This window comes from Niabella terrae (genome assembly GCF_054783135.1).
Window position 1 is genome coordinate 231,661 of sequence record NZ_BAAGRD010000005.1, and the last position, 19,620, is coordinate 251,280.

A 19,620-nucleotide genomic window follows, 5' to 3' on the forward strand; every position below is an offset into this window, starting at 1 on the left:
CGTTTATTGCAGTTGCCCCCAGAAAGTCAACTCTGTTATATACATATAATCAACAAAACCCCAGGTTTCCAGAATTTTGAATCTCAGGTAGCGGATGGGCATCGGGTTATCGGGAAAAATATAATCTTCACCGGTAGTTGTGGCATAAATCATATCCTCGTTACTTACCGGATTGCCTTCGCCACTGGGTTTATAGGAATTACAATCCATAATCTTCGTCCAGCCTTCCCAACTGCCGGTTGGATCGGGTGCTTCCAGAGAGCCCCATACTTCAAATCGTTTGGGATCTCCCTGTTGATAAGACCATTGGCTACCTGGTCCCCTGTGAAATAATTTAAAACGGCTGAGGATGGCCGCTTGCCCCATATCGAATGTGAACCATTGGGGCATACCCGACCCTGGTTTTGTGTGAAAAACGGCAACGCCGCCATTGGGACCTATAATGCCATCCCATAATTTATCGACCGTATGATTGGCCTGAGGATGGGGTTCGTAAGTATCAGTAGGCAGAAAGATGCCTTTGAAACGGTCTTTTGGAATCAATTCTTCAAATATCGGTGTCAGTGTTTGTTGGATGGTATCAGAGAGATTGCCCCACCTGTCACGGATCACGGCAGCGAACAGCCGGGGACTGCTTTCAAAACCCCGAACCGCATGTCGCCCGGTTCGGGCTTTACTATAATAGGTTTCCACTTCGCTGAGCCGACCGGCAGAATCTGGTGTCAGAATAGCGACAGCCAGACTTGATTCGCTGCTGTTGTCGAATGCAAGTGCGATACCGCCGAAGGTTTCTTCAAATTTAAAACTCTCATAGGCTTCCTGCAGTGGCGATGGTTTGGGTGTGAAACTAACTGTAGCCGCAGTCGCCGATTGGTGTTCACCGTAACTCACACTGTATAGATGGACCGTGTACTCTTTTTCTTCCGGGAAGCCGTCCACAACAAGGTAATCGGTATACAGCGAAGCAATGACTTCCCGCTGATATCCAGGTCTGATTTCATAAACCGCTTTAACATAGTACAGGTTTTCATCTTCCGGCAGGGAATAGGTAATGCGTGCAGCGCCCGGCAATGGTTCTGCGCTGACATTGCTAACCAGCAGCGGTGCCTGATCGTTTGCAGTGGGTTCTACATATTTTTCTTTGGAGCAACCTGAAAACAGCTGTATGGCTACCGCCATTCCAGCCAGGATATATACCATAAATTTATTTGCCATTTTCAATGCATTTTAAATGTTAGGTCTGCCATTCTACCAGCCCGGATTTTGTACCGTGTTTTTATTGGCAAGAATTTCAGTTTCTCGGATTGGCCATAAATAATTTTTAGTCAGGTACCTTTGCTGGTACAGCACACGGGTGCGATAATAACTCTCGGCGGTCTGTTGTTCGATGTCCCAGCCGGTAATGGGCTGATTAAATTCCTGAAAGGCCTTCTTCCATCTTCTCAAATCCCAATAACGCTGGCATTCAAACATCAGTTCAATCGTGCGTTCCCGATGAATGATTTCCCGCAGTCCTTCTTTGGTGCCTGGTTTGGATGGATTATTGGAATAAGCTGCCCAGCTCTCAACAACACCGTTCAGGCCTGCACGACTCCTGATATCGTCCAGCAGTTGGTATACCTGGGCAGAGGGGCCATCGGCTTCATTGAGCGCCTCAGCATAGAGCAAATACAGATTCGCCAGACGCATTTCAGGCCAGGGGTAGTTTTCCCGGGAATAAGAAGTTTCCTGTATGACATTGACGTAATTTACCAGCTTTTTGGGCCAGATACCGGTGACATTAAATGAATTATTGGTCACTTTAGATGCGGGTTCTCCTTTTTTCGCTGAGACATACCAGGTATCTGTGTCTACGAATTTTCCCTGGCCATACCAGATACCACCATCAAATCCCAGGTCCGCATAGTAACGGGGTTCACGATCAAAGTTCAGCCTTGCAGTCGTATAGCCTTTCTTGATATAAAACTGATATTCGTCTGTACCGGTTCTTAATTCCAGGCGGTTGACATTCGTCCAGGTCTTATCTTCTTCAAGTGGAATGCCATTGCTGGTGTAAAACAGGTCGGCGATTTTCAGCGGGACTGAAAAGTTTCCGGGATGAGAGGAATTGGCTCTTCTCTGCGGATCCAGTCCGCGGGGCGTAGACTGGTTCTGCATGTCTCCCGTCATACTGTTGGTGTTGGCCCAGATGATTTCCTGATTCCATTTTTCATTTACGCTATTACGAATATTCATCTGGGTACGGATGGTATCGGAAACTTCATATTGCCGGTTACTCTGGTCATAGTAGTATAACTGATTTCCGGCAGAAGCAGCAGCAGCGACTGCTTCTTTACAGGCTTCTCGGGCACGAACCCATTTCTCAGGATCATGTACAGGGTTAAATAGCTGCGTACCCTTATTATCTACCAGTTTGTCATAGTCGGTATTGCCGTTGAACAGCGGACTGGCAGCAGTTACCAGCACATAGGCTTTGATAGCCAGTGCAGCGGGTTGGGTAACTCTACCCAACTCCGTAGCTTCGGAAATAATCTTCGGCGGCAGATCAGCCGCAGCTTCGTCGAGTAATTGAACGATATAGTTAATACAGTCATCTACCGGGTCCCTGTAGACCTTTACGGTCTCTACACCTGCATTGATAGGCAGATTTTCTTTTTTAAGCGGAATGGGTCCATACATTCTGAAAAGAAAGAAATGATAGTAGGCTTTAAGAAATTTAACTTCGGCAATCCAACGTTTTTTCTCAAATTCTTCCATATCAGGGACTCGGTCGATATTCTCCAGAAAAATATTGCAATCTCTGATGGCCTGGTAAAGATCCCTGCCACTTCGTGTTCCCTGCCAGAAATTGAGATAGGGGTCTACCACATTCTGATTTCCTCTGGCTATTTCCCGACCAGGCGTCGTGTAATACTCGCTGACCCAGATTTCATCACCGGAAGTCATCGCGATACTCTGATTGATATTGCTGTTTTGTGGCAGATAATGGTAGCAGGTGAACAAATATCTTTCTGCCGTATTGCGCAGGTTAAAGGCCTGATCAATCGTGGCAATATTATCAGGAACGATGTCCAGATATTTCTTGCAACCGGATGTTACCCAAAACAGCATCGTGAACGCAATAATTTTTTTCATATTCTTTGAATTAGATACTTTGATTTTATTGACTCAGAAGGAAACGGTAAGACCGGCGTTATACACTTTTTGGATGGGATACCGCAGGCCATTGCCGGCCATTTCAATGTCCCATAGTTTAAACTTGCTCCAGGTAAACAGATTTGTCCCATTCAGATAGAAACGCACCGAAGACATACCGGCCCGCTGAATCCAGTTTTTGGGGAAACTGAAACCCAGTTCCACTTGTTTAAGCCGCATAAAAGCGCCATTGCGCATGAACCAGGTGCTGGTTTGCACATTATTGTTATTTACTGTGGCGCTCAGTCTTGGCCATGTGGCATAGAGATTCCGGTTATCCTCTGACCAATAACTATCCGCATAGGCTTTTAGTAGCTGATTGGTAAAGCGGGTACCTGAATTGCGTTCTTCGTCACTATAATAATAGGGGACAAATGGCGCAGTAGCTTCAGGATCAATCCAGAAAGATTCCCTTCCGGCACCCTGCATGAATGCCGAAATGTCCCAGTTTTTGTATCCCCAGGAGAATCCGAACCCATAAACTATTTCCGGCGTTGTCGGGTAACCGATGGGAACCATGTCCAGTTCTGTAATCCGACCATCATTATTTACATCACGGTATTTGATATCGCCAGCCAGATAGGTTCCGAAATTCTGATAGGGTGAACTGTTGACTTCGGCCTGATCCGCAAAAAGATGCTCGGCAATATATCCCCAGGTCTGAGAGATCGGATAGCCTACCCTTGATTTCCACCATTCGGTTTCATAATCATATTCTTCATATATCTTGAATTTGCTGGAGGCGTAGGTGAAATTGCCACGGGCCTGTAACCACATGTCAGTACTGAACGTATGATTAAAGTCGAGCGAAATATCAACGCCCTGACCAACGGCTTCCCCGATATTGGCGGCCGGCGTAACCCATAATCCCATCGATGCGGGCGTCGAAGCTCTCGTCTGAAGTATGTTGGAACGATGTTCTCTGAAGTATTCAGCTACAATATCCACTTTTCGAAACAGTCCAATTTCTGCTGCGAGGTTGAGTTTTCTGGATGTTTCCCAGGTGATTTCATTGTCGGCATAACGGTTAATGGAAATGCCATCCTTCCGGTAACCGTTATCACGGCCGAAAACGGCACCCATGTCACCGTCTTCCATATTGACTTCCGAAAGATACAGGAACCTGCCCGATCCTATCGCGTCATTACCCACGAGTCCATAAGTACCTCTCAGTTTAAAGTGGTTGGCGACGTCCTTAAGTGGTTCCCAGAATTTTTCATTGGAAATACTCCAGGATAAACCGGCCGAGGGAAAGAATCCCCAACGGTGGGTCTTATAGAAGCGCTCAGATCCGTTGTATCCAAAATTGAACTCTGCATAGTATTTGTTTTTATAGCCATAGGTTGTACGCCCCGACAGGCCCAGGTTACGAAAAGGGAGAGACGCCTGCAGGCTGCCTGCATTCCCGTTCAGCGATTGACGCATGATATAAATTAACATTCCGCTGAGGCTATGATCCTGATTAAATACGCGGTTATAGTCAAGTGCGGTTTCAATGTATACAGTTGAATTGATACGGCGGTTACCTTCGTCATAATCCAGATATTCTGTTCCGCCATCGGGGTCAATTACATTAACCTGGTAGATATTATTACGCAAATCATAGCTCCCCAATTGATAATAGAAAGGATCATATTGCCGGGTTACATCGAAGTAGGATTCCCTTGTTGTGTTGAATCGCGCACGTGCTTTTAGCCCTTTGGTAATGAACCGGAGGTCCTGTTTCAGTTCAATCTGCGCATTGACATTGGAACGTGAATAATCCTTATAACCCTTCACCATGTCGGCGTAGGGATTCAGGTACCTGCCATCATCGAAGTTCCCGAACATAATATGTTTTACGAACCGATGATCTTCATCCTGGGGATAATAAGCTGGGAATAATACAGGATTGGCTCGCATGACTCTTGTATAAAATCCACCACCCGAATAAATCGGCCCGTTATAGTCATCAAAAACACCGGCGATTCTGATGATGGCTTCTGTCGTTGGAAATATATTTACATTAACATTGGTACGCAGCGAATAGGTTTTCAGGTTGATATTGTTATTGAAATTATTGCGTTTGTCAACTTTCAGCACACCATTGTCCTGGTTGAAGTTTCCGGCTATATAGTATTTGGCAACCTTCCCCCCGCCACTGACATTCATGTTGACACGCTGGTTAAAAGTGTGGTCTTTGAACATCTCCCTCCGCCAATCGGTAGCCGGGAAAATTAAGGAACCTGATCCGGGAACAGTATTATTAATTTTGTCATCATTATAGAGCAATGGCGCAAGCGGGTCCCGTGTAAGGATTGCCTCATTGTTGAGTTTCATGTAGGTCACCGGATCAGCAAGTTCAATGTTACGTGTGGGCATTGACATCGAACCTTCGGCCCGTAATGAGATTCTTGCGGCACCTTCCTTACCTTCTTTGGTCGTTACCAGGATAACACCGTTGGCGCCCCTTGCACCATAGAGGGCGGTAGCGGTGGCATCTTTCATGATGGAGAAACTGGCAATATCGTCCGGGTTCATACGGGCCAGGTCAGTCGTGTTGACTTCAATATTATCAATGAGAATCAGGGGATCTTTCTTATAACCGAAAGTAGTTACGCCTCTGATGAAAAATTCTGCGTTGTCAGCACCTGGTTCACCGCTGCGTTGATAGGCAATTATACCCGCAACCCTCCCGGCAAGCGCCGTGGTGAGATTACTGGAAGGCACCTTCAGATCTGCAGGATTTACAGACGTTACCGAACCGACAACTGCTTCCTTTTTCTGTGTGCCATAAGCAACGACAACCACATCACTCATCTGCGCCGCCGCCTGGTCGGTGCTCAAACTGACATTAATAACTTTTCTTCCCGCTACGGCTATCTGTTGCGGTTCCATTCCTGTGTAGCTGAAAACCAGTGTGTCATCCGCCGTGGCTGAAATGGCATATTCCCCCAGCGTATTGCTCAGGGTGGTTCGGCCGCTTTTTTTGATCAGGATCGAAACGGATTCCAATGGCGCATTTGTGACGTCCGTTACGGTTCCTGTAACCAGCGAATCTTGGGCCAGCACCTGCTGTAAGGGACAACTGCCAAGCAGCATCGTCAGAAATGCCATGAAGGGTTTTTGTAGAATTTTTTTCATATGACTTTTGGAAATAATAAAACTTATCCCGTATCTGTGATACAGGTTTTCAGCAATAACCCGGAAGGTGCAAGGGGAGAGATGCCTCCGAAATGCAAATCAGGTGATAAACGTTAAATATTTAGATTAGGTTACTCTTATAGTTTGGTTCTGTACTGTATGAATAAAGTAATCGTTTTGAAATTGTTAATAACTGTATTAAACTACAGCCGAGTAGTTGTTCATAATAATCGCAATCCTTAGTCGTTTAAGCGGTCATACCGTTAAGGTAATCTATGAGACTAATGTATGCAATATTTATGATCATGGTCGGATTAAAATGCTCATTTTCGGTTTACAACGTTTGAAATCGTTTTTACTGCTAACTGGCAGAAATTCTGCGTTGCGTCTTCCGGTAAAGATTTTTGTTTTTTTGTTGACATGTAAATCCTTGATACTATTTGAATTAGGGCAGACGAAAGAATAATTTAGGGTTACATTAAATTATATTATATTTCAATAGTGAAAAGGAATGTAACGATTAAGGATATAGCCAGAAAACTGAACATGTCGGTGTCGACGGTTTCAAAGGCACTCAACAATAATCCGTTGATCAGCAGTCTGACCAGAGACCGGGTCCAGGAGCTGGCAAGAAGCTGGAATTATATTCCCAATGAGGTAGCCCGGCATTTTCAACAAAGTAAATCTTTCACCATTGGAGTGATTATGCCTGACCTGCTGGATCAGTTTTACGTACTGGCGGTCAATGGCATTGAACAGGTCGCCGGCTCAAATAATTATAATGTAATTGTTTCACAAACCCATGAGGACAGTCAACTGGAGGAAAAGTTGGTTCAGAATATGATTAAAAACAGGGTGGATGGCGTAATCATTACAGCTTCCCGGAATACCCGATGCACGGATGTGTTTAAGCGTCTGTCAAACGCAGGCATCCCATTTGTGCTTTTCGCCCGCTCTTATCCTGAACCGGAATTCGATTACGTATCAACCGATAACATCAGGGGTGCTGCCAGTGCCGTGGAGTTCTTATTGAAGCGTGGACACCGTCGTATTGCTCATTTTATGGGCCCTTCCTTTCTGAAAACCAGCCTCCAGCGGCTCGAGGGTTATCAGGAAGCATTGCTGCAGTATGGCATCGGGTATGACCCGGCCTTGGTGACGGAAGTGGATCTCACCCGGGAGCAGACTTTTGCAGCGACCCATGCAGTTATGAAGCTGGCGCAACCGCCAACAGCTTTCTTTACCTTTAAAAATTATATTGGTCTGGATATCATCAAGGTTTTTAAGGAGCATTACCCCGATCGGCTGAAAGACACTGATGTGGCCGGGTTTGGGAATCTGCCGCTTATCGAATACCTGGATTATAAACCGGCCGCCGCTATCGATGAAAGTCCTTTCGAAATGGGACTGAAGGCAGCCGGGTTGATTTTTGACCATATTGCAGGAAATGAAATTCTTCAGGAAAACACACCAAAACACATTAAAGTGCCCTGCAGGCTGATAGAATATTAGATCAGGGCCAATCGATAAAAAAAAACTCCGGTTCGAAAACCGGAGTTTTTAGTAGTTATTCGCCCACTTGCAGTGGGGTTTTATTTTTTTCGGCTCCAGGGTATCCGATATTCTGATTGATCACCCCTTTAATATTTGTATTGATGGCATTGGCCGGTACCGGCCACAGAATATGGTGTACACTGATTTTATATTCAGCCCATTTGTGTTTTACGCCTTTATTATAGAAATTACTTTTACTCACTACACGATCGTACCAGAAATTAATGCCGGTTTGTTTGATATTAGCGTTGACGCCACCAGGTCCGCTGATATTCTCAAGGCTATACACATGTCCTCCGAATAATTCACAGGGTTTTTGTAATTTGGCAAAAGTGTAGGATATCCGGACCAGTTCTATATGCCGGTTTTCTTCGTAGTAGAGTTCACGGGCTCTTTCGTCCAGGATTTCTCCGATATTCACTTCAGCTGCTGCCAACGGGTTTGCACCGGCCCGGAGCCTGACCTCATTCAAGGCGATGGCGGCCTGACCCGGGTCGTCTTTCCAGTAATAACATTCTGCCAGCATCAGGTAAACTTCAGCAGAACGGTAAATATACCAGGGCGTTTGACCACCATCCCATCTCTGATTCAACGGATCAGGCACATGGAGTTTATATTGTGGCCAGGGATACCAGCAACGGATGGTGTCTTCCACACTCATGCCTGCTGGTTTGACCAGGTTTTTGCCGTACCAGGGATTATTGTCCTCCAGCAGTTTAGGATGATTGTAATGCAGATCCTCCATATGTTTCCAGCTGTTGGTATTATAAATGCCCCGCATATCATTGGCTTCTTTGTCTGAACGCCAGATATCGTGGGTAAAATACCAGGTGGACCTCAAACGACCAATTCCTCTGCCATATCTTTTGTTCAGATCCAGCGAATCAGGTGCGCCGGGAGCAATTGCTACACTGGTACCTGAAATACCATTCGGCGTCTTGACATTTGCACTGTTCCAGAAAGGAACGGCATTGCGCATGGTTTGAATCCGATCATTGGGGCTGTCGGCTAGTTCTGCTTCCGGATAAGCAACCACATACATTAATCCTTCCGTATTGGACATGTCCAATTTAGCTTCCACGCTGTGGAGATCATACATCAGGTTGGTATTGGGCAGTCCCTTGTTGCTGGTAAAGCGGGATTTCATGAGGGGATGTGCAGCAACAATTTCTTTGCCTACTGCAATCGCCCGGTCAAAATCCGTCAAAGCCATGCAAACTTTCATCAGTAATACGCCACAGGCAGCTCTTGAAGTGCGACCGCGGTCTACATTTTCAGGAACCCATTCGTAGGCGAATTCCAGGTCGGATTTCATTTTTTCCAGAATGCTCCAGCGGTCGTATGAGAAGAAATCATATTTAGGCGTACTGTATTCCCGATCCAGATAGGGAACATCTCCAAACTGGTGGGTCAGTTTGTAGTAGCGGTATGCCCTTTGAAAATAGGCCGCACCCAGGACCGCATTTTTCTCAGCTTCGTCTTTGAATTCTGCAGAATCAACCCGGGAGATGACGGTGTTGGCGTATTTAATGCCCTTGTATCCTTCGTACCAGTACCATCCCACCCGGGTAGTATTTACATTATTCAGATCGGCGTCTGGCATAAGTGCTATGTCCATGTTCATCTGCGGTCCGGCCTTATCCGTAGTTCCTTCAACGGCGACTTCAGATTGCATGATTTCAGTAAGAATGGGAGATCCGTCACCAAAATATTCATGACGCATATTCCTTTCACAGGAAGCCAGTGCGAAATACAGACTTTGTGCATTGGTCAGGGTCTCTCCGGGTTCGAACATGGAGAGGGGTTTGGGTTCCAGCCATTCCTTGCTGCAACCCCAACCAATGATTACCAGAAGCCCTGCTATAATGATATATTTAATACTATGTTTCATTGCTATTGTTTTTGATTTAATGTCTCTTTTTAATCCCCGGATACGTGTTCAAGCAAAGGCTGAATGCGGGGATATTGTATACAAGATGCACTAAAGTGTAAGATTAAGGCTGAGGTTATAAGTTCTTGGTGAAGGTTGACCGGGCGTATACTCATTTCCGTCGGAATTACGCGTACGGTAACCACCTGATTCCGGATCCCCATATTTCCAGTAGGGCGCCCAATAGGCCACATTTCTTACCGAGGCGGAAATCCTGAGGCTCTGGGCTTTGATGGGGTTCAGCCAGGACTGGGGTGCGGTAAAGGAAAGTGAGATATTGTCCAGACGTATAAAGGAACGCTCTACATAATTGGTGCCGATATTCCTTGAACCGATCCGGGCATAATCGTTGATCGGATTATCTGGTGTCCAGCGGGGCTGCTCGTAATCTGTCGTTCTGTCCGGGAAACTGGAGTTGTTGGAAGCCCTGTTGAACTGTTCGCGCTGCCCCCAATTAGAGTAAATGAAAAGTGACAATGTCCATCTTTTATAGTCGAAATCATTTCTCCAGGACCAGCGGAACCGCGGACTTTTGTAACCCAGGAAAATCCGGTCCGCATCCGTCATGACGCTGTCGCCGTTTTGATCCTTATATTTGAAGTCGCCTGGTGCAAGACCATATACATCCGCCAGTTCAGCTTCATTTTCCTGCCAGACACCCGTACGTTCATAGTTCCAGAAACGATCGGGATCCTGGCCGATAAACCAGTGATTTTTGATATCGTCTGCTTCTCTTTGACCGATTACATTACCATTGGCATCCAGCAGGTCTATCATGTCTCCATAGAGACTGACAATTTTCCTTCGGTTCAGCATGAAGATGAATCCGGAATTCCAGTTGAATTCATTTTTCTGAATAATATTGCCATTCAGTGAGATCTCAAAGCCCTTGTTGTTGAGTTGACCGAGATTGGCTGCCACGCTGTTGAAACCAATAATTTCAGGGAGGGCCCGGTCCACCAGCAAATCCATCGTAGTGGCGGTGTACAGGTCGATGGACCCATTCAGCCTTTTACCCAACAGCGAAAAATCCAAACCAAAATTATAGGAGGATTTGGTTTCCCATTTCAGACCCAGGTTGGCCATCCGGTTGACATACAGTTGCGGAAAAAGATAGACTTTACCGTCCTGCCCGATATAGGGGTGCAGGCCCGAAGTCATGTCAGATAAGGCGTCGTACTGTCCAATATCCCTGTTACCGTTCTGGCCCCAGGATAAGCGTAGTTTACCATAGTCCAGCCAGGAGGAAGTGGACTGCATGAACGCTTCCTCAGAAAAGTCCCAGGCAAACGCGATAGCCGGGAATGTCGCGCGGGGATTCTGCGCACCAAATGCCGAATAGCCATCTCTTCTGATGGAACCGGTCAACATGTACCTGTCGTCAAAGGAATAAAACAGGCGGGCCATCAGGGCATCCCCCGTGCGATAGGTGTCATTACTTTGGTTAAAGGGGTTCGAAGCGGCTTGCAGCCGGTGCCAGCTCAGGATATCTGCCCCATAATAATTGGAGGCGGTAGCTTCGGTTCTCCAGTATTGACCTTTCTCCGCATTCTGCAGCAGGGTCAGCTCCAGGCGATGCGCATCGAAACTTTTTTTCCACCGCAATACATTGTCGATCTGCCAGTTATATGTCTTTTCAAAAGTGCGTTCCGAACTACCTCCATTGTCTTCCCAGGCCGGATTTTTTGAAGATTCATGATTATAGTATTCATGCCATACAAATGAGGGGGTGAAGTTGGATTGAATTTCGAAGCCCCAGGGAAGGGTAATGACACCATAGATGCTGGCAAATAAAGTATTATAGATATTTTTCCGATCCCGGTAGAGATTGTCATGAAAGGGATTTACGGGGGTGATATCGTCTGTGGGATACCTGCGGTACAGACTGTTCGGATCGTCCAGGTTATTGGATCCATACGGAGATATTACGGCACTTTGCCCCCAATCGGCTTGTAAAAAGCCTTCATCTCTGACGGCGAAATTGGTTTGTGCGCCCACCTTTAAGAAATCAGTTATTTTTGATTCCAGGTTCAACCGGGTTCTGAAATTAGTAAAACGGTTGCCTACCACAATCCCTTCCCGGTCGGTATAATTGAGGGACAGGTAGTAATTTGAACTCTTGTTTTGGTTGGACACGCTAACGGTATAATCCTGCTGGAATCCTTTCTGAAATACCAGGTCCTGCCAGTTGGTGATTCGGCCGTCGAGGTAGTTGTCGATTTCGGGAACTTTTAATTCCAGGCGGGTAAGCCAGGTCCGCAAAAGTTCTTCATCGGTTACACTGGATGCCGGATCATTCTTGTCATAATTGTACCAGTCCAGCTCGCTGACATTTTTTAACCCACGGGGATCATCGAACATCTCCGGGTGGGCATTCAGATAATCATCACTGTTTTTACCAATTTCATAATCATAGCGCCATTTCAGAAATTCCTCGCCCGTCATCACCCGCGGCATACCAGCGATTTCTACCATACCAAGGTTGGCATTCATCGAAATCCGCGGCTTACCCGAAGCCCCTTTTTTGGTAGTGATGAGCACTACGCCATTGGCGGCTTTCGCACCATATACGGCTGTGGCGCTGGCATCTTTGAGGATGTCTATGGATTGAATATCATTAGGGTTGAGATCGGCAAGCGTTCCGTCAAATATGACACCGTCCACTACATTGAGGGGGCTGCTTCCCGCTTTTAAAGTACCTGCCCCCCTGACCAGGATATCGGCATCGCCTCTGGCGATATTGCCCGGATTGCTCTGGCCGATAATCAGTCCGGCCGCGTTGCCCCGCAACAGGTCCTGTACCGATCGGGGTGCTTCCTTTTCCATCTTGGTGGCCTGAACGGACACCACGGACCCGGTCAGATCTTTTCTACGGGCCGTGCCATAACCGATAACTACGACTTCATTCAGGTCAGTGGCATTCGAAGTCAGGCTGATATTAATTGTAGTCTGACTGCCTACGATGATTTCCTGATCGGTAAATCCGGTATAACTGTATACGAGGGTGGCATTGGCAGGAAGGGACTTCAACACATAATGGCCACTGGTATCCGTGACGGTACCCAGACTGGTACCCTTAACCATAACAGTGACCCCTTCCAGGGGCTGTTTACGGTTGTCAGTGACAATACCGGACACTTCGCGGTCCGTCTGGGCCAGCGCCGTCAGGGAAGCATAAAGACAAAAGAACAAACAGAAAGACAGGCAGATAGCTGTCCTTTGCCTAAAAGGTTTTAGTTTTCTCATTTAATTTAAATTAAAGGGTTGAAGTTTGAATCGATCGGGCTCAGGAAACCAGCATTCCAGGGTGTTGGAACGAATCATTAGGTCGCCGGTCATTGGCAGGGCACTCAGGAAAGCTCGAAGTTTTTCTTAAGCCGGGTTCATATTTTACTCATGCGAATCGACTACAATCAATAAACTAAAAATAAGTTTTTCAAAGCGAGATTTTATTATTTTCTTCCGAAAAAGCATATCAAACGTTGTAAAAAGATTATTTGCCCTCGTGGCATACGATTTAAGACGGAAAACCGTTGAAAGGTTCTTTTGAAGGTTACCCGACCGAAGGACAACGGATTGCGTTTGGTGCCGGGATCAAGCAGGAGCCTGATTGACAAATATCGGCATAGATGGGCCATCGGTTTTGTTGCGGAACCGGATCTGAATTAAAAAAGCCGCTTCTGCTGAAGCGGCTCAATTAGGCGTCATCTTGTATTAACCGGTGGGTTCGGCAAGAAGATTCGGCTTATTAGTTCGAATTTCTTTTTTCCTATCGGAAATACAAGATGACAATATTTTTGTCATAGTACCCGGTATCGATCGTCTCTAATTAACGCAGATTCCCGGGTTTTATTTTTTCGAAATTCTAAATGTTTTGTAAAAATCATTTTCCGGTCATCAGCTTCCTCAGGTTGATCAGGCCATAGCGCATCCGTCCCAATGCCGTATTGATGCTGCAACCGGTGATTTCCGCAATTTCCTTAAAAGAGAGGTTGGCAAAATGGCGCAGAATGATAACTTCCCTTTGTTCCTGGGGCAGTTTTTCCAGCAGGTCTTTGGCTTTTCCCATGCTCTGTACCTTGATAATCTTATCCTCGGCATTCTGCTCACTGCTGTTGATGGTTTCCAGTACTTCGTTGTCCGCGCTTCCTTTGACAAAAGGAAAGCGTTTCAGTTTTCTAAAATAGTCCACACAGAGGTTATGGGCGATCCGCATTGCCCAGGGAAGAAATTTGCCCTCCTCTTTGTATTTGCCACTTTTGAGGGTTTCGATGATTTTTATAAAAACATCCTGAGAAATATCTTCTGCGTGGTATTTGTCCTTAACGATATACAATATGGTATTAAATAGTTTGTCCTTATACCGTTCCAGCAGCGAATCCAGTGCGGATTCGTGACCATTGGTAAATAGATGTATGAGTTCGTTATCGCTTTTTTTTACGTATGAAGTCATGTTGTTACATGTAATTCGGGTTGGTAAATAACCACATTCTGCTGCGCCTGTCATCATTTTCACCTGTGATTGTTACGGGCTGTCACAAAACTGCCCTAAAAATTGCCCAAAGGAGGTAAATTTTTTGTTAAAATTATTTAACACTTAATTTAAATGACTGGTTCTCAGTTTTAATTTTTTTGACATTTGGATGGTTTCGGGCGGGTACCGGTAGCTGAAATAGGAGGGTCATTCCGGTTTTTTTATCGTATTTATGGTCCCGATTCCGAATTCGGGAACAATTTTGCGGGTACATTTGTAACCTTTTCGCAGTATTTTAAATCCATTCGATGAAAACAGCTAGAAAATCTCAGGAGTCCATAACGGTAAAAGGCGCCCGGGTACATAATTTGAAGAACGTTACAGTGGATTTTCCCAGAAATGAATTCATAGTGGTTACCGGCGTCTCCGGTTCGGGTAAATCATCGCTGACCATCGATACACTTTTTGCGGAAGGGCAGCGCCGCTATGCCGAAAGCCTGAGTGCCTATGCAAGACAGTTTCTGAATCGTATGAATAAACCGGATGTGGATTATATCAAAGGTCTTTGTCCGGCAATTGCCATCGAGCAGAAAGTCATCACCCGAACGCCCCGTAGTACCGTCGGGACCATGACTGAAATTTACGATTACCTGCGATTGCTGTATGCAAGAGCAGGGGTGACCATCTCACCAGTTTCCGGTCAGCCGGTGAAAAAAGACGATGTTAGCGATGTTGTTGAAGTCATTCAGCAATTCAAAGAGGGGGACAAGGTTTTTATATTGATTAAGTTTATGCAGCACCGGCATCGGGATGTTACCGAAGAACTGAATATTTTGATGCAGAAGGGTTTTAGCCGGATGGCCGTGGCTGACCCGCAACAGAAAGGCGAACTTTCCGTACTGCGGATTGAAGATTTACTGGCACCTGACGCTGCTTCATATAAAGATACATTTGCCGGCAAATCTGGCACAGAAAAAGAAGTCTATGTGCTAATCGACAGGATGGTGGTCAAAGACTTTGATGAAGACGATCTGCATCGTTTGGGTGACTCACTGGGAACTGCGTTTTACGAAGGCCACGGTGACGTGTACCTGGCGGTATTTCCCGAAAAAGGTAAGAAGAAACTATTGCATTTTAATAATCGTTTTGAGATGGATGGGTTGGTTTTTGAAGAGCCTCAGCCTAATCTTTTCTCTTTTAACAATCCACTGGGAGCCTGTCCGACCTGCGAAGGCTTTAGCCTGGTACTGGGGATCGATGCGGACCTGGTCATCCCGGACAAGCGTTTGACGGTTTACGAAGGCGCAGTAGCACCCTGGAAAGGAGAGAAGCTGGGCAAATGGCGGGACCGGTTTATCAAAAACTCCGATAAAGATGACTTTCCCGTACATAAACCGATCGCCGATCTGACAGCGGCCCAGTATGATTATCTCTGGAAGACCCGGGGCGGCATCAACGATTTTTTCCGGGAAGTAGAACAGAACCTTTACAAAGTACAATACCGGGTACTGCTCAGCCGCTACAGGGGCCGCACCACCTGCCCGGATTGTCAGGGATACCGTCTGAAAAAAGAAGCCCTGTATGTGCAGGTAGGCGGTAAACATATCGGCGCCTTAAGTGAAATGTCCGCCAAAGATTTAAAAGCCTGGTTTGGTCAATTGAAGTTATCCGCACATCAGCGCGAAGTGGCCAAAAGAATCCTGTTGGAAATAAATAACCGGCTGGATACTCTCATTAAGGTCGGGCTGGGTTATCTGAGTCTTAACCGGGTTGCCAATACCCTGAGCGGCGGAGAAAGCCAGCGCATCCAGCTCACCCGCAGTCTGGGTAGTAACCTGACCAATTCCCTGTACATCCTGGATGAACCTTCTATCGGGCTGCATCCCAGAGATACTGATAACCTGATCAAGGTATTGAAAGAACTGAGGGATCTGAATAATACAGTGGTGGTCGTAGAACATGACGAGATGATTATGCGACATGCCGATCATATCATCGATATGGGTCCGCTGGCATCCCACCTGGGTGGAGAAGTGGTCGCCGCAGGAGATTATAAGGCCCTGATTAAAAATCCAAAAAGTCTTACCGGAAAATACCTGAGCGGCAACTTCACCATTGCGCCTCCGGAAAAGGTTCGTCAATGGAACCGGTCCATTATTGTGGAAGGTGCCCGCCAGCATAACCTGAAAAATATAACCGTGGAATTCCCATTGAACCTGCTTTGCGTGGTGAGCGGCGTCAGCGGTAGCGGTAAAACCACACTGGTCAAACAAATCCTCTACCCGGCACTTCAGAAAATAAAAGGAGAATTCAGTGGCGATAAAATCGGCTTTCATAAGGCCATAACTGGAAATATAAAAGATATTGATCAGATTGAAATGGTGGACCAGAATCCCATCGGTAAATCTTCGCGGAGTAATCCTGTCACCTATATCAAAGCCTATGATGAAATACGCAACCTCTATGCGCGGCAACCTTTGAGTAAAATGCGTGGCTTTCAACCCAAGCATTTTTCCTTTAATGTCGACGGGGGACGTTGTGATACTTGTAAAGGAGAAGGCGAACAGGTGGTCGAAATGCAGTTCCTGGCGGATGTACACCTCACCTGCGAAAGTTGTGGCGGCAAACGCTTTAAGGAAGAAGTCCTGGAGGTTAAATTCAACGATAAAAGTATTTATGATGTCCTGGAGATGAGTGTCGATGAGGCAATCGAGTTCTTTTATAGTGAGGGCAAGCTGGCCGAAGCGCTCCAGCCTTTGAGTGATGTGGGCCTGGGTTATGTAAAACTGGGTCAGTCCTCGGACACCCTCTCGGGCGGTGAAGCGCAGCGGGTTAAACTTGCTTCTTTTCTCGGCAAAGGCCGCAGCAGCAATAAAGTCCTATTCATTTTCGACGAGCCCACCACCGGCCTTCATTTTCATGATATCAAGAAATTGCTCGCTTCCTTCAAGGCCCTGATAGAACAGGGACATTCTGTTATCGTGATTGAACATAATACAGATGTAATCAGGAGTGCGGACTGGTTGATTGAATTAGGCCCCGAAGCCGGAGACGCAGGCGGCGAACTGGTATTTGCTGGAATCCCGGCAGCCATCAAAAAGCTTAAAGGCAGTCATACCGCCCGTTTTCTCTGAAATCCAGGTTTTGAACAGTCCGTGTATCCGGTATTTATACCGCTGGTTCCTGCTGGCTCAGACAATGAAAGCTACCCAGCCCCCATATGATATCGCTGGAGTCAATACCTACTACCTGACGGTCTGGGAAACATTCCTGAATCAGTCCCAGGGCCTTTTCGTCATGAACGCTGCGATAAGTAGGTACGATGACGGATTTGTTGGCGATGTAGAAATTGGCATAGGAGGCGGGCAGTCGCTGGTCTTCCCAGATGACCGGTCCGGGCATCGGGATTTCAATAATATTTAATTGCCGTCCATCCGCCAGTCGCATTTTTTGGAGTTGTTTTAAATTGGCTTGCAGCAATTCATAATTCTCATCTTTGGTATTCGTTTCGACAACCGTAACGACTGTGTCGCTGTTTACAAACCGGATGGTATCATCAATATGTCCATCCGTATCATCGCCCACAATACCATCGGCTACCCACAGTACCTGATCCACCCCATAGTAGTTGTGCAGGTACGCTTCAATTTCCTCCTGATTTAAATGGGGGTTACGGTTCTTATTCAGGAGACAGGATCGGGAGGTCAGCAGCGTACCGGCACCGTTGAACTCAACCGAACCGCCCTCCATTACAATGCCTGGTTGAAAAACCGGCAGTTGGAGGCTATGGGCCACTGCTCCTGGAATTTTGTTGTCCAGGTCATAGGGCGGGTATTTATTTCCCCAGGCATTGTAGCCCCAGTCCACAATTACTTTTTTAATGCGAGCCTCCGGCTGTATCAGAAATGCAGGGCCATGGTCCCGGCACCATGCATCATTGGTGGGATGATGATAAAACTGAACCCGGGACAAATCCACTTCACCGGCTTCCAGATGCCGGATGGCAATTTGCTCCATGCGTTCATCGGTGACATTGATGCAGACCTTCTCTCCCTGGGTCAGTTCCCAGATAAATCGCACATAAAAGGGATAAATCATCTCGATTTTCCCGGGCCAGGAAGCTTCCTTATGCGGCCAGCTCAGCCAGGTGGCTTCATGTGGATGCCATTCCGGTGGAAAATAGTAACCCAATGCCTTGGGCAGCAATCCTTTGGTTTGAAAGTCTGTCAGGCCGGAAGTTTCGCTTATCATGAAAGTGGAAATATTATTAATTCAATGGTAATGGTGAAATGCGCCCGTAGCATTTTTGATTTCGGGCAATTATTTCAGGTTCGTCCCTTTGGGACAGGTCGTCTCCGGCATCCCGGTTACGGCGTATCATCAATATATCTTTTGGTGATCGGCTGGTAGGAATCAATCCGGCGATCCCTGAGAAAAGGCCAGTGTGTACGGTACTGATCTGTCTTTCCCAGTTCCAGTTCTTCTACATGCACTTCCTCCTGTTCATGGGAGGCCAGATAAAGGATCGAGCCGAAGGGGTTGGCAATAAAGGAGCCGCCCCAGAATTTCATGGCGCCCTCCTGTTCAAACCCTACACGGTTGACGCTGACGACATGCACCCCGTTGGCCACCGCATGACTTCGCTGGATGGTCTGCCAAGCCTGATACTGCTCGGTGTTGGTCGATTCGTCCTGTGAAGTCGCCCAACCTATTGCGGTAGGGTAGAAAAGGATTTCAGCGCCCATCAGGCTGGTAATCCTTGCGGCTTCGGGATACCATTGATCCCAGCAAATCAGTACCCCTAATTTGGCATACCGGGTCTCAAATATCCGGTAACCCAAGTCGCCGGGGGTGAAATAAAATTTCTCATAATAGGCCGGATCGTCGGGAATATGCATTTTACGATATTTGCCCAGATAACTGCCATCGGCATCGAGTACAGCGGTTGTATTGTGATACAGTCCCTCGGCTCTTTTCTCAAAAAGTGAGGCGATGATCACCACCTGTATGTCCCGGGCCACGGCACTCAGCCTTTCGGTAGATGGCCCCGGAATAGGTTCGGCCAGTTTGAAATTGTCGTAATCTTCAACATCACAGAAATACAGGGAGGTGAACAGTTCCTGTAAACAAACGATCTGTGCCCCTTTGGCGGCGGCTTCTTTTATTTTTCCTACGGCTTTCTCCAGATTGTCCGACTTGTCGGCGCTGCAACTCATCTGAACCACACCTACTTTGACTTTTGCCATGAATAAGTTTTTAATACTGCTGTTGTAGCATTCCTGCAAAAATACTTCAAAATACGGCACTACTACTATTAAAAAGACGGAAAGCATTGCCTTCCGTC

10 protein-coding genes are annotated in these 19,620 nt (G+C 46.6%); 2 read left to right on the top strand and 8 right to left on the bottom strand.

Features of this window, described 5'->3' with window-relative positions; all coding sequences use genetic code 11:
* Positions 1 to 3 precede the first annotated feature (3 nt).
* Genes ACYVI9_RS06880 through ACYVI9_RS06890 form a run of 3 tightly spaced genes read right to left on the bottom strand, consistent with a single transcriptional unit; the run spans position 4 to position 6,318 of the window.
* On the bottom strand, positions 4 to 1,215 hold the full coding sequence (locus ACYVI9_RS06880) for a DUF5000 domain-containing lipoprotein (protein WP_460762459.1): 1,212 nt from the start codon (positions 1,213 to 1,215) through the stop codon (positions 4 to 6).
* Between the two features lie 33 nt (positions 1,216 to 1,248).
* Positions 1,249 to 3,135: a RagB/SusD family nutrient uptake outer membrane protein gene (locus ACYVI9_RS06885; protein ID WP_460762461.1), complete on the bottom strand. Its 1,887-nt coding sequence runs from the start codon at positions 3,133 to 3,135 to the stop codon at positions 1,249 to 1,251.
* Positions 3,136 to 3,168: 33 nt separating this feature from the next.
* Complete coding sequence (locus ACYVI9_RS06890) at positions 3,169 to 6,318, bottom strand: SusC/RagA family TonB-linked outer membrane protein (protein ID WP_460762464.1); 3,150 nt, start codon at positions 6,316 to 6,318, stop codon at positions 3,169 to 3,171.
* Positions 6,319 to 6,819: 501 nt separating this feature from the next.
* Here ACYVI9_RS06890 and ACYVI9_RS06895 point away from each other — a divergent pair.
* Positions 6,820 to 7,830 (top strand): LacI family DNA-binding transcriptional regulator, encoded by a 1,011-nt coding sequence (locus ACYVI9_RS06895; protein ID WP_460762467.1) that lies wholly within the window; start codon positions 6,820 to 6,822, stop codon positions 7,828 to 7,830.
* Between the two features lie 55 nt (positions 7,831 to 7,885).
* On the opposite strand, the gene ACYVI9_RS06900 is transcribed toward ACYVI9_RS06895, so the two are convergent.
* The 3 genes from ACYVI9_RS06900 to ACYVI9_RS06910 all read right to left on the bottom strand — a co-directional run bounded on the left by ACYVI9_RS06900 (position 7,886) and on the right by ACYVI9_RS06910 (position 14,255).
* Positions 7,886 to 9,763 carry a RagB/SusD family nutrient uptake outer membrane protein gene (locus ACYVI9_RS06900; RefSeq protein WP_460762470.1) on the bottom strand — a complete coding sequence of 626 codons (1,878 nt, stop codon included), beginning with the start codon at positions 9,761 to 9,763 and terminating at the stop codon, positions 7,886 to 7,888.
* A gap of 90 nt (positions 9,764 to 9,853) precedes the next feature.
* On the bottom strand, positions 9,854 to 13,048 hold the full coding sequence (locus ACYVI9_RS06905; RefSeq protein ID WP_460762473.1) for a SusC/RagA family TonB-linked outer membrane protein: 3,195 nt from the start codon (positions 13,046 to 13,048) through the stop codon (positions 9,854 to 9,856).
* Between the two features lie 637 nt (positions 13,049 to 13,685).
* Positions 13,686 to 14,255, bottom strand: coding sequence for an RNA polymerase sigma factor (locus ACYVI9_RS06910; protein ID WP_460762476.1), 570 nt, complete (start codon positions 14,253 to 14,255; stop codon positions 13,686 to 13,688).
* 329 nt (positions 14,256 to 14,584) lie between these two features.
* On the opposite strand from ACYVI9_RS06910, the gene uvrA reads away from it, so the two are divergent.
* Positions 14,585 to 17,410 (top strand): excinuclease ABC subunit UvrA, encoded by a 2,826-nt coding sequence (uvrA, locus tag ACYVI9_RS06915; RefSeq protein WP_460762479.1) that lies wholly within the window; start codon positions 14,585 to 14,587, stop codon positions 17,408 to 17,410.
* A 34-nt stretch (positions 17,411 to 17,444) separates the two neighbouring features.
* On the opposite strand, the gene ACYVI9_RS06920 is transcribed toward uvrA, so the two are convergent.
* Together ACYVI9_RS06920 and ACYVI9_RS06925 are read right to left on the bottom strand one after the other, a co-directional pair.
* The gene (locus tag ACYVI9_RS06920) at positions 17,445 to 18,527 is read right to left on the bottom strand and encodes an agmatine deiminase family protein (RefSeq protein ID WP_460762482.1); all 1,083 of its coding nucleotides are present in this window, start codon (positions 18,525 to 18,527) and stop codon (positions 17,445 to 17,447) included.
* Between the two features lie 116 nt (positions 18,528 to 18,643).
* On the bottom strand, positions 18,644 to 19,522 hold the full coding sequence (locus tag ACYVI9_RS06925) for a carbon-nitrogen hydrolase (RefSeq protein ID WP_460762485.1): 879 nt from the start codon (positions 19,520 to 19,522) through the stop codon (positions 18,644 to 18,646).
* Between the last annotated feature and the right edge of the window lie 98 nt (positions 19,523 to 19,620).